The 25,614-nt window shown below is 68.1% G+C and carries 26 protein-coding genes and 2 pseudogenes; 16 read left to right on the top strand and 12 right to left on the bottom strand.

Annotated elements, in window-relative coordinates:
* Nucleotides 1-6 precede the first annotated feature (6 nt).
* Nucleotides 7-189, top strand: a complete 183-nt coding sequence (locus ABZ863_RS26775; RefSeq protein WP_358540889.1) for a hypothetical protein — start codon at nucleotides 7-9, stop codon at nucleotides 187-189.
* On the opposite strand, the gene ABZ863_RS26770 is transcribed toward ABZ863_RS26775, so the two are convergent.
* Together ABZ863_RS26770 and ABZ863_RS26765 are read right to left on the bottom strand one after the other, a co-directional pair.
* Nucleotides 186-2,594 carry a glycosyl hydrolase family 65 protein gene (locus ABZ863_RS26770; RefSeq protein ID WP_358540886.1) on the bottom strand — a complete coding sequence of 803 codons (2,409 nt, stop codon included), beginning with the start codon at nucleotides 2,592-2,594 and terminating at the stop codon, nucleotides 186-188. The genes ABZ863_RS26775 and ABZ863_RS26770 overlap by 4 nt on opposite strands.
* On the bottom strand, nucleotides 2,591-3,325 hold the full coding sequence (locus ABZ863_RS26765) for a beta-phosphoglucomutase family hydrolase (protein WP_358540883.1): 735 nt from the start codon (nucleotides 3,323-3,325) through the stop codon (nucleotides 2,591-2,593). The genes ABZ863_RS26770 and ABZ863_RS26765 overlap by 4 nt, the downstream gene beginning before the upstream one ends.
* A 41-nt stretch (nucleotides 3,326-3,366) precedes the next feature.
* Here ABZ863_RS26765 and ABZ863_RS26760 point away from each other — a divergent pair.
* Nucleotides 3,367-3,744, top strand: a pseudogene (locus ABZ863_RS26760) (ATP-binding cassette domain-containing protein); the annotation flags it as partial.
* Here the strand turns inward: ABZ863_RS26760 and ABZ863_RS26755 are convergent.
* From ABZ863_RS26755 to ABZ863_RS26735, 5 genes are all read right to left on the bottom strand, one after another.
* The gene (locus ABZ863_RS26755) at nucleotides 3,694-4,227 is read right to left on the bottom strand and encodes a hydrogenase maturation protease (protein WP_358540880.1); all 534 of its coding nucleotides are present in this window, start codon (nucleotides 4,225-4,227) and stop codon (nucleotides 3,694-3,696) included. The pseudogene ABZ863_RS26760 and the gene ABZ863_RS26755 sit on opposite strands and share 51 nt — an antisense overlap.
* A gap of 44 nt (nucleotides 4,228-4,271) precedes the next feature.
* Nucleotides 4,272-4,625 carry a metalloregulator ArsR/SmtB family transcription factor gene (locus ABZ863_RS26750; RefSeq protein ID WP_358540878.1) on the bottom strand — a complete coding sequence of 118 codons (354 nt, stop codon included), beginning with the start codon at nucleotides 4,623-4,625 and terminating at the stop codon, nucleotides 4,272-4,274.
* A 65-nt stretch (nucleotides 4,626-4,690) separates the two neighbouring features.
* On the bottom strand, nucleotides 4,691-5,485 hold the full coding sequence (locus ABZ863_RS26745) for a PIG-L family deacetylase (protein ID WP_358540876.1): 795 nt from the start codon (nucleotides 5,483-5,485) through the stop codon (nucleotides 4,691-4,693).
* A gap of 71 nt (nucleotides 5,486-5,556) precedes the next feature.
* A complete protein-coding gene (locus ABZ863_RS26740) occupies nucleotides 5,557-6,348 on the bottom strand; it encodes a SigB/SigF/SigG family RNA polymerase sigma factor (protein WP_358540873.1) in 792 nt (263 codons plus the stop codon).
* A 28-nt stretch (nucleotides 6,349-6,376) separates the two neighbouring features.
* Nucleotides 6,377-6,901 (bottom strand): hypothetical protein, encoded by a 525-nt coding sequence (locus ABZ863_RS26735; protein ID WP_358540870.1) that lies wholly within the window; start codon nucleotides 6,899-6,901, stop codon nucleotides 6,377-6,379.
* Between the two features lie 150 nt (nucleotides 6,902-7,051).
* On the opposite strand from ABZ863_RS26735, the gene ABZ863_RS26730 reads away from it, so the two are divergent.
* The 4 genes from ABZ863_RS26730 to ilvD all read left to right on the top strand — a co-directional run bounded on the left by ABZ863_RS26730 (nucleotide 7,052) and on the right by ilvD (nucleotide 11,470).
* Nucleotides 7,052-8,005, top strand: coding sequence for a LysR family transcriptional regulator (locus tag ABZ863_RS26730; RefSeq protein WP_358540868.1), 954 nt, complete (start codon nucleotides 7,052-7,054; stop codon nucleotides 8,003-8,005).
* Nucleotides 8,006-8,097: 92 nt separating this feature from the next.
* Nucleotides 8,098-9,378: an aconitase X catalytic domain-containing protein gene (locus tag ABZ863_RS26725; protein ID WP_358540865.1), complete on the top strand. Its 1,281-nt coding sequence runs from the start codon at nucleotides 8,098-8,100 to the stop codon at nucleotides 9,376-9,378.
* The gene (locus ABZ863_RS26720; protein WP_358540862.1) at nucleotides 9,375-9,788 is read left to right on the top strand and encodes a DUF126 domain-containing protein; all 414 of its coding nucleotides are present in this window, start codon (nucleotides 9,375-9,377) and stop codon (nucleotides 9,786-9,788) included. Before ABZ863_RS26725 ends, ABZ863_RS26720 begins: the two co-directional genes overlap by 4 nt.
* Nucleotides 9,785-11,470: a dihydroxy-acid dehydratase gene (ilvD, locus tag ABZ863_RS26715; RefSeq protein ID WP_358540859.1), complete on the top strand. Its 1,686-nt coding sequence runs from the start codon at nucleotides 9,785-9,787 to the stop codon at nucleotides 11,468-11,470. The genes ABZ863_RS26720 and ilvD overlap by 4 nt, the downstream gene beginning before the upstream one ends.
* Nucleotides 11,471-11,483: 13 nt before the next feature.
* Here the strand turns inward: ilvD and ABZ863_RS26710 are convergent, their stop codons facing one another.
* Entirely contained in the window at nucleotides 11,484-12,095 is a 612-nt protein-coding gene (locus ABZ863_RS26710; RefSeq protein ID WP_358540856.1) for a CYTH domain-containing protein, read from the bottom strand.
* A gap of 54 nt (nucleotides 12,096-12,149) precedes the next feature.
* Between ABZ863_RS26710 and ABZ863_RS26705 the strand changes: the two genes are divergently transcribed.
* The 3 genes from ABZ863_RS26705 to ABZ863_RS26695 are packed head-to-tail and all read left to right on the top strand — an operon-like array spanning nucleotide 12,150 to nucleotide 14,304.
* On the top strand, nucleotides 12,150-12,890 hold the full coding sequence (locus ABZ863_RS26705) for a methyltransferase domain-containing protein (protein ID WP_358540853.1): 741 nt from the start codon (nucleotides 12,150-12,152) through the stop codon (nucleotides 12,888-12,890).
* A gap of 60 nt (nucleotides 12,891-12,950) precedes the next feature.
* Nucleotides 12,951-13,553, top strand: coding sequence for a helix-turn-helix domain-containing protein (locus ABZ863_RS26700; protein WP_358540851.1), 603 nt, complete (start codon nucleotides 12,951-12,953; stop codon nucleotides 13,551-13,553).
* A complete protein-coding gene (locus ABZ863_RS26695; RefSeq protein ID WP_358540848.1) occupies nucleotides 13,546-14,304 on the top strand; it encodes an SRPBCC domain-containing protein in 759 nt (252 codons plus the stop codon). The genes ABZ863_RS26700 and ABZ863_RS26695 overlap by 8 nt, the downstream gene beginning before the upstream one ends.
* Nucleotides 14,305-14,372: 68 nt before the next feature.
* On the opposite strand, the gene ABZ863_RS26690 is transcribed toward ABZ863_RS26695, so the two are convergent.
* A complete protein-coding gene (locus ABZ863_RS26690; protein ID WP_358540846.1) occupies nucleotides 14,373-14,762 on the bottom strand; it encodes a DUF2237 domain-containing protein in 390 nt (129 codons plus the stop codon).
* Between the two features lie 263 nt (nucleotides 14,763-15,025).
* Nucleotides 15,026-16,405 (bottom strand): hypothetical protein, encoded by a 1,380-nt coding sequence (locus ABZ863_RS26685; RefSeq protein ID WP_358540844.1) that lies wholly within the window; start codon nucleotides 16,403-16,405, stop codon nucleotides 15,026-15,028.
* A 389-nt stretch (nucleotides 16,406-16,794) separates the two neighbouring features.
* On the opposite strand from ABZ863_RS26685, the pseudogene ABZ863_RS26680 reads away from it, so the two are divergent.
* From ABZ863_RS26680 to ABZ863_RS26665, 4 genes and pseudogenes are all read left to right on the top strand, one after another.
* Nucleotides 16,795-17,274: pseudogene (locus ABZ863_RS26680) on the top strand (pyridoxal-phosphate dependent enzyme); the annotation flags it as partial.
* Nucleotides 17,275-17,386: 112 nt separating this feature from the next.
* The gene (locus tag ABZ863_RS26675) at nucleotides 17,387-18,433 is read left to right on the top strand and encodes a nucleotidyltransferase family protein (RefSeq protein ID WP_358540841.1); all 1,047 of its coding nucleotides are present in this window, start codon (nucleotides 17,387-17,389) and stop codon (nucleotides 18,431-18,433) included.
* Between the two features lie 43 nt (nucleotides 18,434-18,476).
* Entirely contained in the window at nucleotides 18,477-19,466 is a 990-nt protein-coding gene (locus tag ABZ863_RS26670; protein ID WP_358540838.1) for a beta-ketoacyl-ACP synthase III, read from the top strand.
* A gap of 18 nt (nucleotides 19,467-19,484) precedes the next feature.
* A complete protein-coding gene (locus ABZ863_RS26665) occupies nucleotides 19,485-20,681 on the top strand; it encodes an acyl-CoA dehydrogenase family protein (protein WP_358540835.1) in 1,197 nt (398 codons plus the stop codon).
* On the opposite strand, the gene ABZ863_RS26660 is transcribed toward ABZ863_RS26665, so the two are convergent.
* Both ABZ863_RS26660 and ABZ863_RS26655 read right to left on the bottom strand, forming a co-directional pair.
* On the bottom strand, nucleotides 20,670-21,422 hold the full coding sequence (locus ABZ863_RS26660; RefSeq protein ID WP_358540833.1) for an SDR family NAD(P)-dependent oxidoreductase: 753 nt from the start codon (nucleotides 21,420-21,422) through the stop codon (nucleotides 20,670-20,672). The genes ABZ863_RS26665 and ABZ863_RS26660 overlap by 12 nt on opposite strands.
* Nucleotides 21,412-22,071: a NeuD/PglB/VioB family sugar acetyltransferase gene (locus ABZ863_RS26655; RefSeq protein ID WP_358540830.1), complete on the bottom strand. Its 660-nt coding sequence runs from the start codon at nucleotides 22,069-22,071 to the stop codon at nucleotides 21,412-21,414. Before ABZ863_RS26655 ends, ABZ863_RS26660 begins: the two co-directional genes overlap by 11 nt.
* 152 nt (nucleotides 22,072-22,223) lie before the next feature.
* Between ABZ863_RS26655 and ABZ863_RS26650 the strand changes: the two genes are divergently transcribed.
* The 3 genes from ABZ863_RS26650 to neuC are packed head-to-tail and all read left to right on the top strand — an operon-like array spanning nucleotide 22,224 to nucleotide 25,567.
* Nucleotides 22,224-23,225, top strand: a complete 1,002-nt coding sequence (locus ABZ863_RS26650; protein ID WP_358540828.1) for an SDR family NAD(P)-dependent oxidoreductase — start codon at nucleotides 22,224-22,226, stop codon at nucleotides 23,223-23,225.
* Complete coding sequence (locus ABZ863_RS26645) at nucleotides 23,222-24,352, top strand: aminotransferase class I/II-fold pyridoxal phosphate-dependent enzyme (protein WP_358540825.1); 1,131 nt, start codon at nucleotides 23,222-23,224, stop codon at nucleotides 24,350-24,352. Before ABZ863_RS26650 ends, ABZ863_RS26645 begins: the two co-directional genes overlap by 4 nt.
* A gap of 33 nt (nucleotides 24,353-24,385) precedes the next feature.
* On the top strand, nucleotides 24,386-25,567 hold the full coding sequence (neuC, locus tag ABZ863_RS26640; RefSeq protein WP_358540823.1) for a UDP-N-acetylglucosamine 2-epimerase: 1,182 nt from the start codon (nucleotides 24,386-24,388) through the stop codon (nucleotides 25,565-25,567).
* Nucleotides 25,568-25,614: the final 47 nt, after the last annotated feature.

Here is a 25,614-nt window from a genome sequence, read left to right as displayed (position 1 = left end):
CGGGTTATGCGGAAAGACGAGGTGAACCCCACGGAGCCGGACCACCGGCTGCCCCCGGACGTCCCGGCCCCGTCGCACCGCGACATCGGCTGGGACACCGAGGAGATACCCGAGCCGCCGAACAAGGACGAGGTCCGCCCTGACGAGGTCGACCCCCAGACCGCGGCGCTGGAGCAGCCGCCCGGCTAGCGCGCGGTGCCAACGCGGAGGTACCCGGGTTGGATCGTGTCGCCCTCACGCGGGAGGTTTCCCGTGCGGCGCACCGGGGCCCGGCCCTTGGGCTGGGTGGGCTCCTCGGGGGCGTCGATGGGTGGCACGGGCAGGGTGGTGGTCTGCTCGGTCAGGGTGATCGGCGACTCGTAGTGCGTGATCGTCAACGGCGGACCGTGTATCAGGCGGTAGCCGGCCTTGTCCTGGTCGACGGCAACGGCGAACCGGGAACCACGGAACTCCATCCGGAAGGTGATCCGGTTCAACGCGCCAGGCAGGCGCGGGCGGAAGGTGAGCTCGCCACCGTGGTCGCGCATGCCCCCGAACCCGGCGACGGTGGCGATCCACGCGCCGGCGAGCGAGGCCATGTGCAGTCCATTGCGGACATTGTTGTGCAGGTCGTACAGGTCGGTCAGTGCTGCCTCGGCGAGGTAGTCGTAGGCGAGGCCAACATGTCCGCACTCGGCGGCGAGCACTGCCTGCGTGGTCGCCGACAGCGAGGAGTCCCGCACCGTCAACGCCTCGTAGTAGGCGAAGTTGCGCTGCTTCTGCTCCAGCGAGAACGCGTCCCCGCGCAGGTGCATGGCCAGCACCAGGTCCGCCTGCTTCACCACCTGCTTGCGGTAGAGGTCGAAGTACGGGTAGTTCAGCAGCAGCGGGTAGTTCTGCGGCGGGGTGACCTGGAAGTTCCAGCGGGCGTGCTCGGTGAACCGCTCGGACTGGGGATGGACCTGTAGCAGCTCGTCGTAGGGCACGAGCATCTTGCGCGCGGCATCCCGCCACGCGGCGATTTCCGTTTGCGTCACACCGTAAAGCTGTGCGACATCGGGATGGCGGCTGCAGGACTCAGCCGCCTCGTGGAGGTTCCGCTGTGCCATCAGGTTGGTGTAGACGTTGTTGTCCACCACCGCCGTGTACTCGTCAGGGCCGGTGACACCGTCGATGCGGAACCCGCCGTGTGGGTCGTGGTGGCCGAGTGACATCCACAGCCGGGCGGTCTCCACCAGCAACTCGGTGCCGTGCTGTCGTTCGAACTCGATGTCCTGCGTGGCCGCGAGATAGCGGGCCACCGCGTCCGCGATGTCGGCGTTGACGTGGAACGCCGCCGTACCGGCAGGCCAGTACGCCGAGCACTCCGCACCGTTGATGGAGCGCCATGGGAAGGCAGCCCCGCGCAAACCCAGCTGCTCCGCGCGATCCTTGGCTTTGTCCAATGTGGCGTGTCGCCAGCGGAGCGCGTCACGAGCGGCGTCCGGCAGCGTGTAGGTGAGCACCGGCAGCACGAACGTCTCGGTGTCCCAGAAGGCGTGCCCGTCGTAGCCGGGGCCGGTCAGGCCCTTGCCAGGAATGGCCCGGCTCTCGCCTCGGGCCCCGGCCTGCAGGATGTGGAACAGCGCGAAGCGGATGGCCTGCTGGAGCTCGGGATCGCCGTCGATCTCGACATCGGCTGTGCTCCAGAACTGGTCGAGGAACTGCCGCTGCTCGGCGAGCAGGCCGGCCCAGCCGGTCTGTAACGCGCCGGCGAGGGCGGCGTCCACCTGGGCACGCAGCGCCGGGATCGACCGCTGTGCCGACCATCCGTAGCCGAGGAACTTGGTGATCCGGAGCTTGCGGCCCTTCGGCACGTCGACAGCGATGGTGAGCCGGGCGAGGTCCTCCTCGACGGTGATGTCCGTGCGCAGCCCGTCGGCAGCCTCCACCTGATGGTCCATGGCGGCGGCGACCCGCAGGCCGGAGCGTCTCGCGCGGTGTACCAGTACCGCGCGGTAGCCGTCGGCCATCATGTACTCCGACACCAGCGGCGCCTCCAGTGCCGCGGCCACGCGCGGGTCCCTGGTGTCGGTCTCGATGGGCTCGTTCGCCAGCAGGTCGGACTGCGCGACCAACTGGATCTCGTCATCCAGTGGTTCGACCTCGTACCGGATCGCCGCGACGGCGCGCTGGGTGAACGACACCAGACGTTCGGTGCTGACCCGCACCCGGCTGCCGGTCGGCGACGTCCACTCGGTCTCCCTGCGCAGGGTGCCCGACCGGAAGTCGAGCACGCGGTTGTGGGCGGTCGCCTGCCCGTAGCGCATGTCCAGCGGCTCGTCCTCCACCAGCAGCCGGATGATCTTGCCGTCGGTGACGTTCACGACGGTCTGGCCTGCCTCCGGGTAGCCGTAACCCGCCTCGGCGTACGGCAGCCCGTGCTCCTCGTAGAAGCCGTTCAGGTACGTGCCCGGCAGCCCGCGCGGTTCGGCTTCCTCCAGCGTCCCGCGCATGCCGATGTGGCCGTTGGAGAGCGCGAACGTGGACTCCGTGCGCTGTAGCTGGTCCACCGCGAGCCCGCGCCAGCGCAGCTCCCACGGCGAGCACTCGTAACCGCGTTTGGGCTGTGTCACCGGGAAACCTCCAGCAGGTCGGCGAGATCGTCGACGACGATGTCCGCGCCCTGTGCGCGCAGCGCGTCGGCCTGGTCGGCACGGTTGACTCCGACGACGTACCCGAAGCGGCCTGCCCTGCCGGCACGTACGCCGGCCTGGGCGTCCTCGAACACCGCGGCGTTGGCTGGTTCGACGCCGAGCACCCGCGCGCCGGCGAGGAAGGAGTCGGGCGCCGGCTTGCCGCGCAGGCGGTCGCGGCTGATGACGATGCCGTCGATGCGTGCCTGCGTGAAGCGGTCGAGGCCGGCGGCGGCGAGCACGCTCGCGGCATTGGCCGAGGATGTCACGACCGCGATCGCCAGCCCGGCGTCGCGGACCGCTTCGAGGTAGCGCACGGAACCAGGGTAGGGCGTCACACCGCTCTCACTGATGATGCGCAGCAACAGCTCGTTCTTGTGGTTGCCCACGCCGTGCACTGTCGGTGTGTCCGCCCGGTCATCAGGCGAACCCTCGGGCAGCGTGATGCCGCGGGCCGCCAGGAACGTGCGTACCCCGTCGAGACGAGGCAAGCCGTCGACGTAGGCGGCGTAGTCACGTTCGGTGAACGGCACGAAGTCCTCACCGGAGCGTTGCCGCAGGAAGTCGTCGAAGGTCTGCCTCCACGCCCGCAGGTGGAGCGCGGCGGTACTCGTGAGCACGCCGTCGAGGTCGAAGAGGCACGCCGTGATCGTGCTGGGCAACCCGATCATGTCTTTCACGCTAACCGTGGTTCTCCCGTGCCGCCACGGCGGAGCTGGGCCAGCGTGTGCACGATGCGCTCGCCGCCGTGGGGATGGCCGAGCACGCCGACCGCTCGCCAATGCACCTCTCCGGCGGGCAAGCGCCGCCGCGTCGCGCTCGCCACGGTGCTCGCGTGCGACCCGGACATCCTCGTGCTCGACGAGCCGTCGGCGAACCTCGAACCTGTCGCCCGGCGCGAGCTGGCGGAGCTGCTCCTCTCGTTGAACCGCACGATGTTCATGGTCAGCCACTGCAGCTGTGCCCGCGCAGCGTGCTCATCGACGACGGCGTCGTCGTGGCCGACGGGCCGACCAGTGGCCTGCTGGCCGACGCGGCGTTACTCGCCGCGCATCGTCTCGAGCCGCCGTGGGGCTTCCGGCTCGACTGACATGACGGGCAGGCGGGGATCGGTTCCCCACACCAGGTCCATGACGATCCGCACCGCGTCGGCGACCGCCGCGGACACCGGCCGGCTCAGCCCGAAGCCTGCGGCCTTGACGGGCTCACAGCTCACCACGAGCACCCGCCCTGCGTCGCCACCGAGCACTTGCAACAGCCGCAGCGCGCCCTCCGGCCGGATGCCGTGCGGGTCGAGTAGCGCCGGGATGCGGGACGGGTGCTCGTCGAGCTCGGCCTCGATGACACACACCTGGCCCGGCGTGCCACCGCGCGGGGTGGCATCGACGAGGATGGTCGTGTCGTACCCGCCGAGCAGGTCGGGGTCGAGCCGGCCGTACCCGATTCCGTAGTCGGCGATCTGTACCCAGCTGGGCAGTGCCATCTCCTCGAGGCGCTGCAGCACTTCGACTCCGAAGCCGTCGTCGCCGGCCAGCACGTTACCCACGCCTGCGACCAGAACTCGTGGCCTCATGTGTCCACGGTAGAACTGCTTCCGAGACCACACAACGTGGCGAGTCAGTCCGCGCGGGTATGCGGCCGGACCCGGTGGATGAGCTCGTGGGCCGTGGCGTCGGCGAGCCGGTAGTAGACGACGCGACCGCGCCGGTGCGCCGTCACGAGCCCGTGAGCGCGCAGCAGCCGCAGTGCCTGCGACACGGCCGTATCGCTCATTTCGGCCGCGACCGCGAGGTCGGATACGCAGATCTCCTGCGCGTAGTGGATGCACACCAGCAACGTCAGCCGGGACGGGTCGGCGAGGACCGAGAACCGGGCGGCCCATTCGTGAATCGTCTGCGGGTCGCCGCGACCGGCGAGCGCGGCATCCACCCGCTCCGGGTCGATAACGCGGCGTTCGGGGTCGGCTGGCATTCCGCCATGATCCCACTCTGCCGCCGTTCGGCGGTACCGGAGGGTGACCATGTCTCGCGGTCGCGTCACAATCCGGCGAGCAGGTCGGTCTCGGTGATGCCCGGTCCCTGGCCCTCGCGAATGAACCATTCGGTGCCGAAAGCGAACGCGAACGCCTCATCCGGCAACGCGAGAAAGAACGACTGCTCGCTGATCTGGCTCGCGTGCGCGCGCATGGCACGGCGTTTGTGTTTCAGCCACGGTGTCACGTCCACCGCGGCGGTGATCACCGACTCCGGCTTGCCGAACCCCGGCTCGTTCTCGATATCGGGCATCGTTTCGGGGTCCATGCCGGGCGACTCGGCCAGTGCTTGCCGTCCGCGCAGGATGTGGTCGCGGTTCATGGTGTTCTGGTACACCCGCGGGGTGCCGGCGAGCTCGGCGGCGCGCATGCCGACGCGGTGCACCTGGATGTGGTCGGGATGGCCGTAGCCGCCGTTGTCGTCGTAGCAGGTGAGTACGTCGGCGGACTCCGCACGCAGGATCGCCGCGAGCTTCTGTGCGGCGTCCTCGACCGGTGCCGTCCAGAAGGATCCCGGTGCGTCGTTGGCTTCGGTGCCCACCATGCCCGAATCGGTGTACCCGAGGAACTCCACCCGGTGTGCGCCGAGGACCTCGGCCGATGCGTGGGTTTCGGCGACGCGGCGTTGCCAGAGTTGCTCGCCGTCCGCGAGAAAGCCGTCGGGTACCTCGCCGTGCTCGCCGCGTGTGGCGACAACGAGGACGACCCGGTGCCCCTCTTCGGAGGCCTTGCGCATGATCCCGCCGCAACCGATGCATTCGTCGTCGGGATGCGCGTGGAAGGTGACGAGCGTTGCCATGGTCGCGAGGGTACGCGATGTGGTGACCCCGCGTAGCGGGTCTCACTGTCTACTAGGGACAGTTCCGTTGTTCATTCACTCAGCCGCGTGCGGAGGTAGGCGAGGGTGCGGGCGAGTAGACGGGACACGTGCATCTGGGAGACGCCGACCCGCTCGGCGATCTGGGTCTGCGTCATGTTGCCGAAGAACCTCAGGATCAGCACCCGCCGCTCCCGCTCCGGCAGCTCGGCCAGCAGCGGCAGTAGGGACTCGTGGTACTCGACGTACTGCAGCCCGAGGTCGTCCTCGCCGACAGTCTCGGCCAGTGGCAGCGAACCGTCGTCACTGTGCGCGGCGTCCATCGACACCGACTGGTAGGCGTTGCCCGCCAGCAGGCCCTCCCGGACCTCCTCGGGATCGAGACCCAGCTCAGCGGCCAGCTCGGTCGGGGTCGGCGCCCTGCCGAGACGCTGCGCCAGCCTGCTGCTGGCCTGGCTGAGCGCGAGGTGTAGCTCCTTCAGCCGGCGCGGCACCCGCACCGCCCAGCTCGCGTCCCGGAAATGCCTGCGGACCTCGCCCATGATCGTGGGCACCGCGAAGGCCACGAACTCGGTGCCGCGTGTGGCGTCGAAGCGGTCGATCGCGTTGAGCAGCCCGAGCCGTGCCACCTGGAGCAGATCGTCCCGTGACTCGCCACGCCCGCTGAAACGCCGGGCGATGTGCTCTGCCAACGGCAAGCAGCGGGTGATGATCTCGGCACGCAGCGTCGCATGGCGTGGATCGTCCGGTGCCAGCGCGGCGAGTTCCGTGAACAGCGGCGCGACCTCCTCGTAGCCACGGCCGTGCTCCACCGGCCGTCGGCTGACTTCCTCCTCGGGCGTCACGGCTGCGGCTACCCTCGGCCGGACGCGGTCACACGCCACCGCGCGCAGCCGCGTCCAGCTCCGTCACGGCACGGTGGACGGCTGCGACGACATCGGGGTGCCCCAGCGGCAGCGGTGGCCCGATCCGGTCCCGGTCACCAGGGACGCTGCGCGCCACCACGGTGACCGTTACCCCGGCCTCGCCGAGCTCGGCTGTCCTGGCGTGCAACCGGTCCCCGTCGTCACCATCCGGGTCGACGATGAGTACGGAGCGTATTGTTCCGGCGTGCCGGGCCGCCATGTCGAGCGCGTCGATGGTGATCCGCCCGCTGGCCAGTAAATCGATGGGGGAGCCGAGAACGTCCGGGTCCGACAGCAGCTCCTCGACCTCGGTGCGGGCCCCTTCCACCGGCAGGCGGCACCAGGCGACCCGGCGATCGCCGGTGAGCTCCGCCCACGTCGGCGGGATCTCCCCGTGCTTGCCCTCGCTCAGTGGGTCGAGAACGAACAGCACAGGCGCATCCGGCTCACCTGCCCACACCAGTGCCGGGCCTTCCGCACGCGGATCGGACATCGTGACTCCCTGGTCCGTCGCTGTCGAAAGCAGCGGATACCCGCATCCGGCAGGCAACCAAACCGTCCATAGTGGACGCCGTGGACGCTAATGCCACCATGTGGTGATTCGGGCTTGGCAGTCGCGGGGTGCCCGGGTTGGGATGGTGCGGTGAAGACGTCTGCGGTGCACCTGGCGAACCTGGACCTCAACCTGCTGGTCATGCTGCGTGAGCTGCTGCGGGAGCGGAACGTGACCCGCGCGGCCGAGCGTGTGGGCATCACACAGCCCGCCGCGAGTGCCGCACTGTCGCGGCTGCGCCGGCATTTCGGCGACGAGCTGCTGGTCCGCGGCAAGGGCGGTTACACGCTGTCGCCGCTCGCGACGCAGCTGGCCGAGCAGGTCGAGGTCGTGTGCGCCGCTGCCGAGCGCCTGTTCGCGGCGGGGACGGACTTCGATCCGGAAGCCTCGCAGCGAGAGTTCACTCTGCTGGTAGCCGACTACACCATTGCTGTCATGGGTGCGACCCTGGCCCGGCTGTTCCAGGAGTGCGCTCCGCGCGTCCGGCTGCACCTGCGGCTGGTCAAGGAGTCGCTGACCTCCGAGGTCGCCGACTCGATCCACCTCATCGATGGGATGGTGGCACCCCCGGCGAGCCGGTTCCAGGTGCCGGGGCTGCGCTCGGGAGAGTTGTTCCGCGACCGCTGGGTGTGCATTGTCGCCGCAGACAACCGGCTGCTCGGCACTGACGACCCCACCTTGGAGGACCTCGCGACGCTGCCCTGGGTCGCGCCGTTCCACGCCGGCGACGGCTATCCGGCTGCCGCGCCGATCAGCCGGCAACTGACGCTGCTGGGCATCCGTCCGCATGTCGCCGTACGGGTCGAGAGCTACCAGGCGGTGCCCTACCTCGTGTCGGGCACCGACCGGATCGCGCTGATCCAGGAGCGGCTGGCCACCCAGGTCGCCGACCGGCTCGGCCTGCGGGTGCTGGAGTGCCCCGGCGATCCCGAGCCGATCGTCGAGAAGCTGTGGTGGCACAGCAACTACGAGGAGGACCCCGCTCACCAGTGGTTGCGCGCGCTGGTTCTCCGTGCTGCGAAGGAGCTCCGGCAGTCGCCATAAATCAGATTGATAGTCGCCAGGCAGAAGCTTTATTTCCGCTCACGCCTGCTCGTCTGGGAACGTGAGCCGACGGCCATGAAGGGGTTTCGACGATGAGACTGACCGACGACGAGAAGGCGATGCTGGACGGCGCCGAGGGACCCGCGGTGGCGGCGGCCATGGACCTGCTCGTGCGCTATGGCGAAGCGCTCGACGCCGAGCACCTGTGCAACATCCGCAATGTGGCCGGGACGATGACCCAGCCCTCGCCCGCCAAGGCCAAGCTGGTCGCCGAGGGCGGCTGGGACAAGGCCTTCTCGGTGATCAACCTCGACAGCGACGCCGACCTGGAGATCCCGGACATGCGGGTCCCGACCTGCCAGCTCCAGCAGGGCTTCGGCGGCGACTCGGTGGGCATCGCGCCCTACCCGAAGCAGTTCGTCGAGCTGCAGGGTGACGCCGAGTCCTTCTACGGTCGCAAGGGCGTGAACATCCTCGCGACCTGCACCCCGTACCAGGTGGGCAACCTCCCGGTCCGCGGCGAGCACGTCGCGTGGATGGAGTCCTCGGCCGTCGTCTACGCCAACTCGGTGCTCGGCGCCCGCACCAACTGCGAGGGCACGGCCTCGACCGGCGCCGCGAGCCTCACCGGCAAGATCCCCTGCTGGGGCAACCACCTGCCGCAGAACCGCTACGGCAACCACCTCATCGACGTGCGCATCCCCGTCCGTGACTTCTTCGACTGGGGACTACTCGGCTACTTCGTCGGCGACCTCGTGCAGGAGGAGCGCCCGGTCGTCACCGGTGACCTCGCGATCCCCGAACTGGCCGACCTCAAGCACCTCGGCGCGGCGGCGGCCTCGTCGGGTGGTGTGGAGCTCTACCACATCCCGGGCATCACGCCGGAGGCCCCGACGGTCGACGCGGCGTTCGGCCCCCGCCCGGTGCCGGAGGCGGTGCCCTACGGCCCCAGCGAGCGCAGGCGCATGTACGAGGCGCTCAACTCGCAGGGCCGCAGCACTGATGTCGACTTCGTGCTGCTCGGCTGCCCGCACGCCTCGATCGACCAGGTGTGCCGTGCCGCCAAGGCGCTCGAAGGGCGGACGCTGCACTCCGGGACCCAGCTCTGGATCATGGTGCCCCGTGCGCTCAAGGCGATCGCCGACCGTAGCGGCTACACGGAGCTGATCGAGCGCGCGGGCGGGCGCGTGCTCGCCGATTCGTGTCCGGCGATGTCCCGCTCGGCGCCCGAGGGCACCAGGGTTTTCGCGACCGACTCGGCCAAACAGGCGCACTACCTGCCGGCGATTCTCGGTATCGAGGCCTGGTTCGGCACCCTCGAGGAGTGCATTGACGCGGCCGTCACCGGCCGGTGGGCGGGTGAGCTGCGATGACGTTGGTGTTGCGGGGCCGCAAGGTCGTGCCGGGCGTTGTGGAGGGCGAGGCGCTCGTCTCGCACGAGACCATCTCCGGCTGGGGCGGCATCGATCCGGCGCGGGGCGTCATCATCGAGCGCCGCCACGAGCTGTTCGGTGTGTGCTTCACCGGCAAGATCCTGGTCTTCCCCGGAGCCAAGGGCTCCTCGGGCTGGTCCGGGTTCTTCCAGACCACGCGGCTCATGGGCACGGCCCCGCTGGGCATGATCTTCACCGTCACCACCACGAAGGCCGCGCTGGGTGCGGTGGTCACCAGGGTGCCGACGGTGACCGATCTCGATCAGGACCCCGTCCAGGTCATCAGGACCGGCGACTGGGTACGGCTAGACGCGGACAACGGCATCGTCGAAGTGAAGGAGCAGAGGTGAAGCGCGAGCTGCGCAGCAACTTTCGGCCGGGCTCGTCGCTGTGGGCGGTGCGGCGTGCACAGTGGAAGGCGCTCGGACTGTCCGATGAGGACATGGAGAAGCCCAAGATCGCTGTTGTCAACTCGTCTTCCGAACTCGCGATCTGCTTCAGCCACCTCGACGACGTCGCTGAGACGGTCAAACAGTCCATTCGCGACGCTGGTGGCCTCCCGTTCGAGATCCGCACCACGGCGCCGAGTGACTTCATCTTCTGCGCCGGTGGCGGAGGCGGCTACATTCTTTCTTCGCGCGACCTGATCGTCAACGACATCGAGGTCGCGGTCGAGGGTGCGCAGCTCGACGGCATGGTGTGTCTGTCCTCATGCGACAAGACACCGCCCGCGCACCTGATGGCGGCGGCCAGGCTCGACCTGCCGACGATCCTCATGGTGTGCGGCTACCAGCCCAGCGGCGAGTACCGCGGCGAGCCGATGGACATCGAGGAGGTGTTCATCCGCTCGGCCGACGCACTGCGTGGCACGATCAGCGTCGCCGAGATCGGCGCCATGGCCGACAACGCCGTGCGTGGCCCCGGCGTGTGCTCGGGCATGGGCACGGCCAACTCGATGCACGTTGTCGCCGAGGCACTCGGTATGAGCCTGCCGGGCGGCGCGCCGGTGCTGGCCAACAGTCCCAGGATGACCGAGTACGCGCGGCGCACGGGTGAGCGGATCGTCGGCATGGTGCTGGAGGACCTACGCCCCCGGCAGATCCTCACGCCCGCCGCATTCCGCAACGCGGTCTCCGCCGTGCTCGCCTCCAGCGGCTCCATCAACACCGTCAAGCACCTGCAGGCCACCGCCACCGAAGGCGAGCTCGACATCGACGTCTTCGCCTTGTTCGAGGAGCTCTCGCAGACCGTGCCGATGCTCACCGCGGTGCGGCCCAACGGCGATTCCACGATCGAGGAGTTCGAGGCGGCCGGTGGTGCACGGGCGATCCTCAAACGCCTCGAACCCTTGCTGGGGCGCGAAGCGCTCACCGTCACCGGCCGGACGGTGGGGGAGACCCTCGCGGAGTACGAGCCGCCGGAGGCCGAGGTGATCCGTCCGCTCGATCGGCCCGTGACCACCGAGGCGCCGATCGTGATCATGCGGGGATCGCTCGCTCCGGAGAGCGCCATCGTCAAGCTCGGCGCCAGGGAAGTGGCACGCAAACGGACGTTCTCCGGCCCGGCAGTGGTGTGCGACGAGGGCAACGCGGCCATGGCGACGGTGATCGAGGGCCGCGTCAAGCCGGGCGACGTGCTCGTGGTGCGCGGCGGCGGGCTCAAGGGCGGGCCGGGCATGGCCGGGCGCGCGTCCATGGTGGCCTTCCTGCTCTACTCCGCAGGACTGGAGAACGAGGTCGCGCTCGTGACCGACGGGCAGCTCTCCGGCCTCGTCAACAAGGGGCTCGTCGTGGGCGAGGTGTCGCCGGAGTCGGCTGTCGGCGGCCCGCTCGCGCTGGTCCGTGACGGCGACCGGATCTCGATCGACGTCGAGGCACGGACCGTGGACCTCGACGTCGATCCCGAGGAGCTGGCCACCCGTGCGGCCGAGCTCGGCGAGCCGCAGCTGCCGAAGTCCCGCGGGTACCTCGGCCTTTACCAGCGGACCGTGCAGCCCATGTCGACCGGCGCTGTGCTCGGCCGGGACGAGTGAGTACGCCGGCAGGTCAGCCCGTGGTCGGCGGTAGCTGGTCGCCGAGGACGCGGCGCAGCTTGGACGGCCAGGTGGACGGCTGCACGCCGACGCTGCGCAGGGCATCGGAGATCACGGTGAGCAGGCTGTCGTCGGCGCCGGCGGTGAGCTCGACCTCCAGCTCTCGCCAGGCATGCCTGCCGACCCGTTCGCCTGCGGTCTCCGCAGTGACGTGGTCGTCGACGAGTGTCGCGAGTGGACTGTCGTCGCGGCTGAGTAGCTCGTAGGAGTACCGGGTCGTCGTGATGCGGGCGACCGGCAGCAGTGTGTCGTCGCCGGTCCGGTCGTGAACGCGCTCGAGTAGCGCCTGCGGAACCGGCTCGGTCGCGTGGCCCAGGGGCGCGGTCACCTCCTCGCGGTGCCCGCTGGCGTGCGGGACCTTCAGGTGCCAGCCCGCGTCGTGACCGCCGGTGCGCCTGCGCAGCGTGACACCCGAGCTGAGCAGCCTGTAGTCGTGCGTGTCGAAGTACGTCGCCTCCAGCACCGCCTTGACCGGCTCGGCCTGCCGGGCCACCGGGCCGACCCCGTCCAGCCGGGGCACCGGCTGGTCCAGGGCCAGCTCGAACTTGACTTCCCGTTCGATCATGGGTCGCTTCTCCTCGTCGTGCCTGGCAGGTGACATGGACGTTACTTTCTGAGGATGACCGGTGCAGAGCCAGCCCGTCCCGCGGCGATCCAGCGCGCACTGCCGTTGCTCGACCCCGTGCCGCCCTGGGCGGAGGTCACCGATGGTTACCTCGACCTGGTCGGGGAACGGGCCGGGCAGGCCACCGGCCCGGTGCAGGAGCTGTGGCAGTCGGCACTGGGCACCGCGGTGTACCAGCCGCTGCAGCGTGCCGTGCGCACGATGTTCACCTTTCTGCGGTTGCCCACGTCCGCGCTGCGCCTGCAGGCGGGCGCCTTCGCACTGGATGTCGGGTGCGGTCCTGGCAGCGTCACTGCCGAGCTAGGCTGGGCTGTCGGCCCGGACGGACTGGCGGTGGGCGTGGACATCTCCGCCCCGATGCTGAAGCGTGCTGCCAGTGTTCACACGGCCCCGAACGTCGGTTTCCTGCGGGCCGACGCCGGCCGGCTCCCGGTGCGCGACGACACGTTCCACGGGGTGACCTGCCTGGCGATGCTGCAGCTGGTCCCGGAACCGGCCGTGGTGCTGGCGGAGCTGGCGCGTGTGCTCACTCCTGGCGGGCGGCTCGTGATCATGGTGCCGACCGCGACCAGTGCTCTCGCTCGGCGGGTGGCCAGGGTGGTGGCGGTTCCCTGGGGCGTGCTGCTGCCGCCCGCCGAGGACATCGTCGTGCCGTTGCGTGCCCATGGCATCGCCATCACGCAGATGCGACAGACCGGCCTGATGCTGCAGGTGGTGGGGCACAAGGCCGAATGAGGTGCAGCCGACAATCAGGCTGTTCTTGACAAGAAGAGTTGTCGGTGTCAGGGTTGGCTCATGCAGGAAGTCGCGGTGATCGACGACCACGAGGCGGCCGAGATCTCGCTCGATCCGGTGCGCGCGCGGCTACTCGCCGAACTCGCCGAGCCGGGTTCGGCGAGCACACTGGCGCAGCGCATCGGGCTGCCCCGGCAGAAGGTGAACTACCACCTCCGCGCACTCGAGCGGCATGGCCTCGTCGAGCTCGTGGAGGAGCGGCGTAAGGGCAACGTCACCGAACGGGTACTCCGTGCCACCGCGCTGTCCTACGTCATCTCGCCGAGCGTGCTGGGCGCTGTGCAACCGGATCCGGAACAGCAACCGGACCGCCTCTCGGCTCGCTGGCTGCTCGCGCTGGCCTCCCGCATGGTGCGGGAGCTGGGGCTGCTCATCACCGGTGCCGCGAAAGCCCGCAAACGGCTGGCGACCTTCGCCATCGACGGTGAGGTCCGGTTCGCCTCGGCCGCGGACCGCGCCGCGTTCGCCGACGAGCTGGCCACCGCGGTGACCAGTCTCGTGTCGAAGTACCACGACGACTCCGCCCCTGCCGGACGGGACCACCGGATCATCGTGGCCGTCCATCCCAATGTGACCTCGAAGAAAGAGACTCCTGATGGCTGACGAGCGGCGCCACCTCCACAAACGGGTCGAACTCGACGCGAATGTCGACGAGGTGTGGCGTGCCGTGTCGACAGTGGCCGGGATGTCGGCCTGGTTCGTACCACACGAGGCCGACGAGAAGGGGGACATGTCGGCCGATTTCGGTGACGGGAACACGCAGGGCGGCAAGGTGCTCGCCTGGGAGGCAGGCAAGCGGGTGGTCTACGGCGGCCCCGACGACGAGTCGCCGGAGACGGCCGCGCTCGCGATCGAGTTCCTCGTGGAGGGCAGGGACGGGGGTGGCACCGTCCTGCGCCTGATGCAGAGCGGGTTCTCCGGCGAGGGCTGGGAGGCCGAGTACGAGGGCATGAGCCGTGGCTGGGATCTGTTCCTGCACAACCTGGTGTCCTATTTCCAGCACTTCGCCGGGCTGCCGGCCGCCGGCGTCGTGGCGATGACCACGACGGCGCCCGGCGGCGACACGGTGTCGGAGCGGGTCCACCGTGCGCTGGGCGTCGATCCGCAGGCGGCGGTCGGCGACCAGGTGCGGCTCGGCGCTGCCGGCATCGACCCGGTCACCGGCGTGGTGGACGTGCGGGCACCCGGGACGCTGGGCGTGCGCACCGGCGACGGGCTCTACCGCTTCTTCGGCCTCGATCCCGCCGGCACACACGGCTTGGTCCATGTCGCGATCTACCGGTACGGCGTGCCCATCGACCGCGCGGCGGCGACGGCCGCCTGGCAGGGCTGGCTGCAGTCGGTGATTCGCTGACCGAGCCGGTGCGCTCGGTTACCTCGAATCGTCCACTGCGGACTCGGCACGACGTCGGGGATGCTCGCTCACAGCAGCCCGCTGGGATCGGCAGGCACATCCACGGCGTGCTCTCGCAGTGCATCGAGGGGGATGACCTCGGTGGCCCGCTCGTGGGTGGCGGCCAGCACCACCGGCGGGGCGGCGCCTGCCTGGTACGCCTCCAGCCAGCGTGCGGACGACACGCACCAGCGGTCGCCGGGGGTGAGGCCGGTGAACCCGTACTCGGGCCGCGCGGTGACGAGGTCGTTGCCGGTCGCCTGCTGGTGCGCGAGGAACTCCGCCGACACGACCGCGCACACCGTATGGTTGCCAAGGTCCTCGGGCCCGGTGTTGCAGCATCCATCGCGATAGAAGCCGGTCAGCGGGTCGGTGCCACAGGGCTCCAGCTTCCCGCCGAGCACGTTGCGATCGGTCATAGCCCAAGCCTGGCACGGGTGGCGGAAATGCGGCAGTGCTGTTTCTGACCGGTTTCACTCCGTGCGGTCGCGACGGGGCGTCTCGGTCGAATCCGACCTGGTAGCCCTTTTCGACCAGGTCGGGTGGTGCGCCGCAGTCCCAGGTCGCCCACGTCGGCGCCGTCCGTAGCCGGCAGGTACTGGCGGTGAACGTTCTGGGTGCGGTCCTCTGGCTACTGTCGCCGGCAGCGCCCCGCCTCAAGGGTCCTTTGTGGACGTTGGCGTCACTGAACGAACGTCCCCAGTGTGTTCGTCACGGTGTGCGCCACGGACAGCAGCGAGCGCACGGTCGTCAGGTAGATCCGCACCTCGTCGCTACCGACGCGGCTGTCGCGGCTGGTGGGCTCGCCCAGCTCCAGCGTGCGCTGGCGCAGGAGGTCCACCTGCGAGAACTGATGGCCGAACTGGGCGCTGACCACGTCACCCGCCACGTGGGCAGCGGCGGCGGGCGACGTGCGCAGTCCCTGGTGTGCCAGCAGACCCGCCGCGATCAGCTGGGCCGCGTGCGCGAGGAGGAGGAACGCCGACGGCGGCGAGCTCTCGAGCAGTGCCTGCGCCGCATCGGCGTGGGCGGTCGCGAGCTCGAGGAACGGCCTGCTGTGGGCCGCCTGCCCGCTGACCATGTCGAGCTGGCCTGCCTCGATGAGCTGGGCGAGTACGCCGCGGCCGTCCGGCCAGGGTGCCCCGGCAGGCCGCTGCCGTGGCCGTACCGGCGCCACCTCCACCACGGGCTGGTCGCCGCGTTGCCGGGGAATCCGGGTGTAGTCGAGATGTGGTAGCAGCGGCTGTGTCGCGACATGGACCAGACATCTCAGCCGGGTACGGGTCCGTTTGGCGGCCAGGTCGATCGCGACCCTGTCCTCGGGGTGCCCCGCGGTGATGGCGAGCAGGATCTCGATGCTCTCCGGTGCCGGGCCGGGAATGCCGGCGAAGCGCTCGGCCCAGGTGCCGCCCAGCACGATGCGGGCGACGCCGGGGACCCGGCCGAACTCCTCCCCGACGATCTGCGGAACGCCGTAGGTGAACCGGATCAGCTCGGTGAGCGGGGCGATCATCGGCCCGTCGCTCGCCGCTCGCAGCAACCGGATGGTGCCGTCGACCCTGCTGGTGAGAATGCCTGCCGTCTCCAGCAGCCGGCTCTCCTTGTCGACCGAGGCCAGCGAGCCGCCCGCCTGCTCGGCGAGTTCGGACAGGCTGAAGGAACGATGCGGGTTGAGCAGGACGGCGGCCAGAATCCCGGCCTGCACACGGGACCGGAACACGGGCAGCAGTGCCGGTGTGCCCTGTGCGCGGCGGCTGGGGCCGGTCGGTACGGGCGCGTTGCTCGTTACGACGGCATGGCCCAGCCGCGCGCGCCTGCGTGAGGCCGCCGCCGCGGCGTCCAGCCGTTCCTGCGGCACCTGCAGGACCACCGAAAGCCACTGCCGGGATCCTTGGCGCGGGATCTGGTGCCCGCGTTCCCAGCGCGCCACCAGGTCACGGGTGACCGTGGGCCTGCCCGCCACGGTCGCCAGCTCTCGGGCGAGCGTGTACTGGCTCAGCTGGCGCTTGCGTCGCGCGTTCCGGATGAGCTGCGAGATCGGTTCGTCGGACAGCTGTTCCATAGTCGCTGTTCCTCCTTTGACGATCGCCGGGGGAATTCGACGCTAGCCCTTGGTAGGGGCCGTCGGCAGTCCATTACGCGCCCATACCAGGCAATTTCGCGAACCCTCCGTGCAGAGTGCGTTCTGTCAAGCCGCTGAAGGACTGACGCCGCAGCCTGGGCCGGTGAACTCGCAAGGCTGATGTTTCATTTTGCGGTACGATCGTGCCGCCAGTTGAAACCAGGCCGGGAGGCCTGCGGTGGCCGGACAGCCGGGTCTGCACAGGTTCGCCGCTGAACTCCCGCCGGTGAAGGAGTTCGTGAGTCTGGGGGAGGGCGACACCCCTTGGTCGGCCTGCCCACGCTGGCGGCGAGGCTGGGACTGCGTCACGTTTCGGCGAAGCTCGAGACCATGAACCCACTGGTTCGTACAAGGACCGGGTGGCGGCGATGTCGTTGTCCCTTGCCAGGCAACGTGGGCACGCGGGGTGGGCGGCGACGTCGTCGGGCAACGCGGGTCTTTCGTTCGCCGCGTACGGTGCGCGGGCGCAGCTTCCCGGCTTTCTCTGCGTCGTCGCCGGGGCTCCCATGGAGAAGCTGATACCCCTTACGCCCTACGGGATCGCCGGCATTCTGGCAGCCCAGCGCCTGCTTGCCGGTCAGGAAGGAATCTTCGCCGAGCCCGCATCCGCGTGTGCGCTGGCGGCGCTGATCCACGATGCCGAGACCGGGCGCGTGCGGCCCGATGACCATCCCGTGCTGATGCTGACCGGGGCCGGCTGGAAGGACCTCGGCAGGTTCTCCGCCGACGCCGCGGCCGTGGCCCAGGTCAGCGTGACCCACGTGGGTACGAGCGCGGACCGGTGCGCGAGGGCGCTCGCGCACCGCTGACCTTCCCCGGCACACCACCGAAGGCCTGAACTCATCCCCTGGCTCGGTTGCTCGCCCTCTAGCGACGCTTGAGGCAGGGAGTTCGCGGTGGTGACAGGGCGGAGGAAACACAATGCGGTTCGGCGGTCCGCTGATCGGGAAGGAAGCGTCGATCCGGTCAGCGCTCTCCGCGATCGACAAGCACCACGCCCAGCAGGCCTTCGTTGTCGACGCGGCAGGCAAACTCGTCGGCGCGATCAGCGAAGCCGACATCCGGCACGCGCTACTCGGCGGAGTCGGGCTCGGTTCACCGGCCTACCCGTTGCTACGGCGAACGGTCGCCACCCTTCCACCACACGCGGGCAGGGCGGAGGCACTGGACCTCATGCGCGCACTGCACCTGCGTGAAGTGCCGGTGGTCGACGAGAAGGGCCGGCTCGTCGGGGTCCACGCGGACGGCGAACTCGCAGGCGGGCCACAGCTGAGGAACTGGGCGGTGATCATGGCAGGCGGGCGGGGAACCCGCCTCGCTCCGCTGACGGACGACATACCCAAACCCATGCTCCCGGTGGCCGGGCGCCCCATCCTGGAACGGTTGGTGCTGCACCTCGTCGGGTCCGGGGTCACCCGGATCTTCATCTCGGTGAACTACCTCGCGCCGATGATCGAGGAACATTTCGGCGACGGCACACGGTTCGGCTGCCGCATCGAGTACCTGCGCGAGGAGCCGGATGTCCCGCTCGGGACCGGAGGGTCCCTGCGCCTGCTGACCGATCTCGGTCACGAGCCCGCCGATCCACTGCTGGTCCTCAACGGCGACCTGGTCACCGAGTTCCTGGTGAGCCGCCTGCTCGACGCCCATGTCAGCGGCGGCGTGGTCGCGACCATCGCGACGAGCGAGTACCGGCATCAGGTGCCGTTCGGGGTGCTGGAAGGCGAAGGAGGGCGGCTGGTGCGGATGGTCGAGAAGCCCACCTCCTCGTGGCCCGTGAACGCCGGGATCTACGTGCTGGAGCCGAAACTGATCAGCCGGATACCCCAGGGAGAGCTCTTCCCCATCACCGCCTTGTTCGACGACTGCCTTTCCTGCGGCTGGCCTGTCGGCCTGTGGCCCCTGCAGGAGAGCTGGCTGGACATCGGCAGGCCGAACGAGCTGGCCAAGGCGCGCGGTCAGCTGTGACCACCGGAGTACCACGACATTCGAGAAGGGACATGGATCTTTCATGAACACCGCCATCCTCGGCACGGGCTCCTACCTGCCATCAGATGTGCTGACCAGTGCGGAGCTCGGCGCACGGCTGGGGGTCGGCGAGGAATGGGTGCTCAGGAAGACCGGCATCCGGGAGCGCCGCGTCGCCGCCACGCACGAGATCACCTCGGATCTGGCCAGCCATGCGGCGGAACGCGCGTTGCGCGCGGCCGGTGTGGAGCCGCAGGACGTCGACCTGATCGTGCTGGCGACGTCGACAAAGGACCAGCCGATGCCGGCCACCGCCTGCCAGGTCCAGGCCAACATCGGTGCCACCCGTGCCGCGGCGTTCGACATCGACGCCGTCTGCACCGGGTTCGTCTACGCGCTGGTCACCGCCCAGGCGTTGCTCGCGGCGGATGCCGAACGCCGCACGGCGCTGGTGATCGGCGCCGACCTGTACTCGCGGTTCCTCGACTACGACGACCGGCGCACCTCGGTGCTGCTCGGCGACGGCGCCGGGGCGGTCGTGCTGGGCAAGACGGCAGAGGAACAAGCAGGTCTGCTGGCCAGCACACTCGGCTCCGACGGCACGCTCGCGCACCTGGTGCAGATTCCGGCGGGCGGAAGTCGCCGGCCACCCAGTTTCGAGACCATTGCCGGCAAGGAGCACTACTTCACGATGCTGGGCAGGGAGGTGCGCAGCCTCGCCGCGGAGGTGTTGCCCACGCTTGTCGCGGACCTGCTGAAGGCGGTCGATCTGCAACTGTCCGACGTGGCGCTCATCGTTCCCCACCAAGCCAACGGCGTCATGCTGGCCGAATGGGCTGAGGCGCTGGGACTGGCTCCGGGGCAGCTGCACCTCACCGTCGACCGCTATGGCAACACCGGCGCCGCCTCGGTGCCCATCACCCTGGACGACGCGGTCAGGAACGGGCGGCTGGCGCGCGGGGACATCGCGCTGCTCGTGGCTTTCGGAGGCGGGATGACGTGGGGCGGCACCGCTGTGCGGTGGCTCGCCTGAGCAGCGGGAGACCCCGAGATGACAACGGCCGGGAGGCATGAGGTGGCGGAAGGTCTTGGCGCACTGGAGTACGCGGCACTGTGGAAGGGCATCACTACGGCGATCTGGGATCGTCTGGACCCGCTGGAGCAGCAGATCGAGGACGAGGAGCGCATACCGTACGAGACGGTGCTGCCGATTCTGCGTGACTGCGGCGCATTCGGTCTCCTGGTCCCGCGGGAGTACGGGGGCAGCGGCCTTTCCATCGCACAGTACCTGCCGATCATCGCGGAGTTCGCGAAGATCCAGGGCGGTATCCGGGTCCTCGTGCACGTACACAACTCGTTCGCACACGCCCTTTCGGAGATCGGCGACCAACGGCAACGGACCGAGATCCTGCCTGGCGCCGCGACGGGTGAGAAGTCGGTGGCCTTCGCGCTGACCGAACCCGACCACGGGACCGGAGCCGACCTCGGCACCACCGCGCGCGACACGGGCACCGGCTACGAGATCAACGGGCGCAAGTGGCTGATCACCAATTCCGATCTGGCCAGCCATTTCCTGGTATTCGCCAAGACGGCGCCTCGGGAGGTCTCCGCGCTGCTCGTCGAGCGGAATGCGCCAGGCCTCACGATCGAACCACTGCCGGAAACGATGGGCTGCAAGGGCGGGCAGCACGGGTTGCTCACGTTCGCGAACGTGGTCGTGCCATCGACTGCGCTGGTGGGGGCCGAAGGAGACGGCCAGGCGCACCTGGAGCGTGCACTGGAGATCAGCCGGGTGTTCATCGCCGCGAGCTCGCTGGGTACCTCGCAGCGAGCGTTCGACCTCTCGCTGGCGCATGCGCGGTCACGGGTGACCTTCGGCAAGCCGATCGCGCACCGCCAGGCCGTACAGCGGTACCTCGCCGAGATGGCGACCGACATCTACGCACTGCGTGGCATGCTCGCCGACGCGGCCGCCAAGTGGGACGCGGGCGCACGCATTCCCGCGGAGTCGTCCATGTGCAAGCAGTTCGGACTCGAAGCCGTAGGCCGCGTCACCGATCGCGCGTTGCTCGTGCACGGCGGCATCGGCTACACGCGCAAGCTGCCCATCGAACGGCTGTACCGCGACGCGCGCCTCAACTGGCTGGAGGAGGGCCCCCCGACTGTTCAGTACCTGGTGACGGCTCGCGAGCTGCTGAACGGTTACGAGTTCGACGGGCTGTACGAATCGGCAACGTCAGGGAAGTGAATAACCACCGTCGACGACCAGCGCGTGTCCCGTCGTCCACCGGGACTCGTCGCTGGCCAGGTAGGTGAAGGCCCCGACGAGGTCGGCAGCCGTGCCGAGCCCGCCGGGATGGCGGGCCTCGATGACGTTGAGTGCGCCGTCGACCAGGTTCCGGGTGAGTGTCGAAGGGAACGCGCCGGGGCAGACGCAGTTGACGCGGACACCGTCCTTCACGTACTCCAGTGCGGCGACTCTGGTGAGGTGAACGATGCCTGCTTTCGCTGCGCTGTAAGGCGCGCAGTAGGGCCAGGCCGTCAGTCCCGCGACCGAGGCGGTGTTGATGATGGATCCACCGCCCCGCCCCCGCATTGCGCGTACACCGGCGCGGATACCGTGGAAGGTTCCGGTGAGGTTGACGGAAAGGCAGTCCACCCAGTCCTGTGTGGACAGGTTGTGAATACGCGCGTTCGGCGAAATACCGCCCGCGTTGTTCACCATGATGTCCACACCGCTGAAGCGTTCCACGACATCGGTGACGAGAGAGTCGAACGCATCGCCGTCGGTGATGTCGAGCCGGGCCGCGATGAGTTCCGCACCCCGGTTGTCCAGTTCCTGGGCTACTGACGCCAGGCTGTCCTCGGCGATATCGACGAGAGCGAGGCATTCGACGCCCTCGTCGGCGAATGTTCGCGCGATCGACGAACCGAGAGCGCCACCGGCGCCCGTGATCAGGGCCTTCTTGCCCTTGAGCCTACCGGTCATCAGATCCTCCTTGCCTGGCGGCTTTCCGCAAGGGGCGCGCCGGAACACCGACCACACACTCACCTGGTTCGACGTTTCTGGTGACGACCGCGCCCGCGCCGATCGTCGCGCCGGATCCCACGCTCAGGTCATTGAGAATGACCGAGCTCATGCCCATCATCACGTCGTCGCCGACCTGTACTCGCGCGCCGACTGTGGCATTGCTGGTCAACTCGACGAAATCACCGATCACACAGTCATGGCTGGCGATCGAGCCGAGATTCATGATGATGTGCCAGCCGGTGCGCGCGCCGTAGACCACGTTCGCGCCCTCGAATATCACAGCGCCGGGGCCGGGCCGGGAGCGCCGGTCGACGCGGGCGGTCGGATGTACCAGGCTGACCGGGTTCAGGCCGTTGTCCTCGGCCCTGGCCGCGAGCAGCCGGCGAAGTGCCGGGTCCTCGACACCCAGCACATAGCCGGCCCGCAGTGACGCGAGCCGGTCGTCGTCGCCCAGTACCGGCACACCGTCGATCTCGTCCTGTGGATCCTTACTGATGAACCCGAGGAGATTGTACGTTGCCCGATTGTCGTTGATGTCCTCGACGAGTCCGACAATCTGCCTGGCGAGGCCACCTGATCCGATTATCACGATATCCTGCAAAGCCATTCCGCATCCACTCAGTGCGTTTGGTGTCGGGAAAGACTATCGGCGACGTTCGAGCAGAAGTCGCCGGAGGCAACTTCCGGTTGCCGGTATCGTTTGCTGGAGCGGAACGTGACGCCTGGAGTTCTTTCGCGTAACGGCGATACTGTTGATGAGTGGTTCTGAATCGACTTGCCGGGGCAAGAGTTCTTGTCACCGGCGCCGATGGATTCATCGGCAGTCATCTCGTCGAACGGCTACTCGATATCGCAGGGTCCGTACGCGCATTCTGTGTCTACAATTCGAATGGCTCCTATGGCTGGCTCGATGAGCTGGGGGCCGACCATATCGATGCTGTCGACGTGCAACTCGGCGACATTCGCGATGGTCGTTCGGTGCGCCGTGCGGTGACGGACATCGATGTGGTTTTCCACCTGGCGGCGTTGGTGGCGATACCGTACAGCTACCAGGCGCCGGAGTCGTTCGTCGATACGAACGTCACCGGGACTCTCAATGTGCTCGAGGCACTTCGCGACGCGGGTTCGGTGCGCATGGTGCACACCTCGACGAGCGAGGTGTACGGGACGCCGGAGATCGTGCCGATCCGTGAGACGCATCCCCTGTGCGGGCAGTCTCCTTATGCCGCCTCGAAAATCGGGGCCGACCAGCTGTGCCAGGCCTATGCACGATCGTTCGCCACCCCGGTTCTGACGCTGCGGCCGTTCAACACCTATGGTCCGCGCCAGTCCGCCAGGGCCGTGATCCCGACGATTCTCAGCCAGCTACTGTCCGGACACGAGGCCGTGCGGCTCGGCAGCCTGGCACCGCGTCGCGATCTGACGTTCGTGTCGGACACCGTGGACGGCTTCGTCCGGCTGGCCGAAACAGACCTCGAGCCAGGATCGGTTGTCCAGCTGGGCACCGGCCAGGCGGTCTCCATCGGCGAGCTCTTCGAGATCTGCTGCGAGGTCACCGGTGTGCGGGCGCAGGTGCTGACCGACATCGAGCGGATACGCCCCGACGCGAGCGAGGTACAGGTCCTGTTGTCCGAACCGAGTCTGGCCAAGGAGACCATGGGCTGGCAGGCGACGACGAGCCTCGCCGAGGGGCTGGCGGAGACGGCGCGCTGGCTGGCGCCTCGCGTCGACGCCGCGGACGCCGGCAGGTACCACCGATGATCCCGCTGGCCGCGCCCGACCTGAGCGGCAACGAAGCGCGGTACCTCCGCGAATGCATCGAGAGCGGCTACGTCTCGGCAGGGCCGTTCGTGGAGCGCTTCGAGAACGCGATGGCGAGCACACTCGGCGTCGACCATGCTGTTGGCTGTGCCAGCGGGACCGCGGCCCTGCACGTGGCGCTGCGGCTGATGGGGGCGGGACCGGGGCGACTCGTCGCGGTCTCGGACTTCACCTTCATCGCCTCCGCCAACGCTGTCCGCTACACCGGTGCCGACGTGCTGCTCGTCGACAGCGAACCGCAGACGTGGAACATGGACACCGAACTGTTGCACGACGAGGTCGTTCGCCGCGCGCGCACGGGACAACGGCTGCCCGACATCGTCGAGGTGGTTCACGTACTCGGTCACCCGGCGGCCATGGAACCCCTCATCGACCTCAAGAACCGGTTCGGCATCCGGATCGTCGAGGACGCGGCGGAGTCGCTCGGCGCGTCCTGGAAGACCGGCGAGCAGGTCGGCACGGTCGGTGACATCGGCTGCTTCTCCTTCAACGGCAACAAGATGATCACCACGGGCAACGGCGGCCTGATCGTCACCAACGACGCAGCCATAGCCGAGCAGGCCCGCCATCTGATCAACCAGGCAAAGGTCACCAGCGACGAGTACGTGCACGACGCGGTGGGCTACAACTACCGGCTCAGCAACGTGTCCGCGGCGATAGGCCTTGCGCAGTGGGAACGGCTCGAGGAAATCCGGGACGCCAAGGTCCGGATCGCGGGCCGTTATCAGCGCTGGTTGGAAAGTGCGCCGGTTAGGTCACAGCCGCATGCCGAGTGGGCAAATCCGTCGCACTGGCTGTACTCGCTCACAGTTCAGTCGATACCACCGACCATCGAGTCCATTATTTCGCTGGGCAGCGAACAGGAAATCCAGTTCAGACGCCTGTGGCCGCCTTTGCATCAACAAGGACCGTATCTCTCCTCCGAAACAATCGGGGGCGCGGTCGCTGCCGGCATCTACCACCGGGGGATCTCCCTGCCCAGTTCGGCAGACCTCACCATCGAATCCCAGCGAAAAGTCTGCACGGCGTTGGTCGAAGCAACTGCCAGCGTGAGGTCACCGCAGTAATACGCACAAGCTGAAGTCGCGACAAGTGTAGAGGTGGTGATCTCGGTAGTCTCCCCCAGTTTACGGCGCGTATGTGTATTCACCGGTTCGCGTGCCGATTACGGTCCGACAAGTCCTCTTATCCGGCGTCTGGCCGACGAACCCGGAATAGATCTACGCCTGCTGGTCTCAGGTGGTCATCTAGTCCCCAGTCAAGGCATGACGGTTGAAGCCATCAAAGCGGACGGGTTGCAAACCGCGGAGGAGGTCGATATCGCCCTGGCTCGTAGCAGCCCCACGGCGACATCGAAATCATTTGGGCTGGCGTGCATCGGGCTCGCTGATGCGTTAGACCGGCTCAGCCCGGAAGTCCTGGTGCTCCCAGGAGACAGGTATGAGGCCTTGGCGATGGCGGTCGTTGCCGTGCAAAGCCTCGTTCCGATAGTCCATCTAGGTGGAGGCCAACTGACGTACGGATCAGTCGACGAAAGAATGCGGCACGCCATTTCGAAGCTTGCCGATGTGCACTTCGTAGCTGCTGACGTCGATCGTCAGCGGCTGATCAACATGGGCGAGGATCCGGCAACGATATTTCATATCCCGTTTCTGGGCGTCGATCCGAAAGTCCTGGGCAACCTTCTGGACAAGGAGGAACTGGAAGATCTAATCAGATCAGAGATCCGAAGTCCCTTGTTTCTGGTGACCATGCATCCCGTTACGGCAGATCCAGCGAAATCACGAGAATCCATAGCGGCTGTTCTTGAGGCATTGGCGGATCTTCGTCATGTGAATGTGGTTTTCACCGCACCTAACAGCGATAGTGGCGGGGCAGCTGTCATGGCCGACATAGAAGAATGGATCGCCGGAGAGCGGCAACGTGCTACATTCATACCGTCTCTTGGTCAACTCGGTTACCTGAGCCTTGTACGGCATGCCGACCTCGTAGTCGGCAACTCGTCAAGTGGCCTGACCGAAGCGCCGATCCTCGGTACCCCGACGGTGAATATCGGCTCCAGGCAGGACGGTCGGCCAAGGGCCCCATCTGTTGTAGACTGTCGAGAGCTGTCATCGGCTGGCGTCAAGAAAGCCATCCAGCGAGCCCTTTCGATTGGCTCGGGAATCTCGACTGTGGATATCTCTATACCTGACGCCTGGGCGGGAATAGAGCTCATGTCGAACGTACTCACCAGTTTCGATTTTGCATCGCACCGCACGAAGAAGTTTTACGAGAAGTAGTACAATACGAAATCGCGAAGACGGCAGTTGGTGGTTAACTTGTCCGC

The sequence above is a fragment of the Saccharomonospora sp. NPDC046836 genome (assembly GCF_040645195.1).
Lineage (GTDB): Bacteria > Actinomycetota > Actinomycetes > Mycobacteriales > Pseudonocardiaceae > Prauserella_A.
This window is presented reverse-complemented; position numbering and strand designations above follow the sequence as displayed.